Origin of the sequence: Trichococcus sp., assembly GCF_049589555.1 — a bacterium.
Taxonomy (GTDB): domain Bacteria; phylum Bacillota; class Bacilli; order Lactobacillales; family Aerococcaceae; genus Trichococcus.
This window is the reverse complement of the sequence record NZ_JBAWAZ010000327.1, coordinates 1-1,595: the sequence shown is the minus strand read 5'-3', so window position 1 is coordinate 1,595 and position 1,595 is coordinate 1. Positions and strand designations below refer to the sequence as shown.

Annotated in this window: 2 protein-coding genes; both read right to left on the bottom strand. The window is 49.9% G+C overall.

The features are described 5' to 3' along the window. Window positions 1-737 (bottom strand): ABC transporter permease subunit (locus tag WBV27_RS11445; protein WP_424202176.1); only part of this gene is annotated, 737 nt, incomplete at its 3' end. Then, on the bottom strand, window positions 738-1,595 hold an 858-nt coding region (locus WBV27_RS11440), incomplete at its 5' end, for an ATP-binding cassette domain-containing protein (RefSeq protein ID WP_424202174.1).

Sequence of the window (1,595 nt, the reverse complement as noted above, 5' to 3'; positions counted from 1 at the left end):
GGATAACCTTGGTAAGATGCGAAGATATAAGTCACACCGATCATTACAACTGCTGTCATGACTGCTTTCAGCGTGAAAGCGTTCATCGATTCCACTTCGAACAGATTATTTTTGCGTTTTTCGCGTGTGCGCCATTGACCGAAAACGAGCGCTGCGGCGATGAGGACACCTAGGATCATTGTCAACAGATGCACGCTGCTGTCAGTCAAATCAGGCAGGTAGCCTGTAGAGATTTTTTGGAATATTTCCGGGAAAGGCGCCAATGATTGCCCGCCCAGCACGACCTGTGTCAGGCCACGGAACATCAACAACCCTGCCAACGTCACGATGAAAGCCGGGATACCGAAGTAGGCTACCCAGTAACCTTGCCAAGCGCCGATGATCGCTCCGATTGCGATGCAAATCGGCACTGCCAACCAAGGGCTGACGTTCCAATTCACCATCAAAATGCCGGAGATGGCACCTACGAAAGCCATCACGGAACCGACCGAAAGATCGACATGTCCCAAAAGGACCACCAACAACATGCCCGCCGCCAACACCAAAATATGACTATTCTGCAGCACGATATTCGTGATATTCAGCGGCCGCCAGAAGATGCCGTCCGTCATGAGCTGGAAGCCGATCAGAAGACCGATCAAAATGATGACCATACTGTATTTGCTGAAAATATCAAGCGCCTTTGTTTTTAGATTCATTGTTTGCTTTTCTTTTTTTATACCATTCGTCGTTTCCATCTATAGCACACCTTCTTCTTCCCTAGTCATTAGATTCATCAGCGATTCTTGGTTTGCATCTTTGCGTAAAACCTCACCTGTGAATTTGCCGTCATTCATCGTATAGATGCGATCGCACATCCCCAAGATCTCAGGCAGTTCGGACGAGATGATGCAGACGCATTTGCCTGCAGCCGCCATCTCCTCGATGATCGTGTAGATTTCGTACTTGGCGCCGACATCGATCCCGCGTGTCGGTTCATCCAGGAACAGGACATCCGGCTCAGTCATCAGCCATTTGGCAAGGACGACCTTCTGTTGGTTCCCCCCGCTTAGACTGCTGACTTTTTGGTAAATGGAGCTCGTCTTCGTCCGCATTTTTTTGCGGTATTCCTCGGCTATCTGGACTTCTTTTTCTTTGTCCAAGACGCCTTTTTTACTAATTTTCCCTAAGCTTGCAATTGTCGTGTTTTCACGGATATCCATCAAAAGATTCAAGCCCAGCGCTTTCCGGTCCTCGGATACATAAGCCAGCCCGTTTTCGATGGCAGCCGGCACATCCTTGACCGAAATTTCCAGCCCTTCCTTAAAGACTTTCCCGGAAATGTTGCTGCCGTAGGAACGTCCGAAGACGCTCATCGCAAATTCCGTCCGGCCTGCCCCCATCAATCCCGCAATCCCGACGATTTCGCCTTTGCGGATTTTGAAATTGATCTTGTCGTTCATGATGCGGTGCGCATCAATCGGATGGTGGACCGTCCAATCCTTCACCTCAAAGTAGACGTCGCCGAGGTTCGGATGGCGTTCGGGATAACGGTTGGTCAAGTCCCTACCGACCATGCCGCGGATGATGCGTTCTTCGTTGATGGCTTCCTTTTC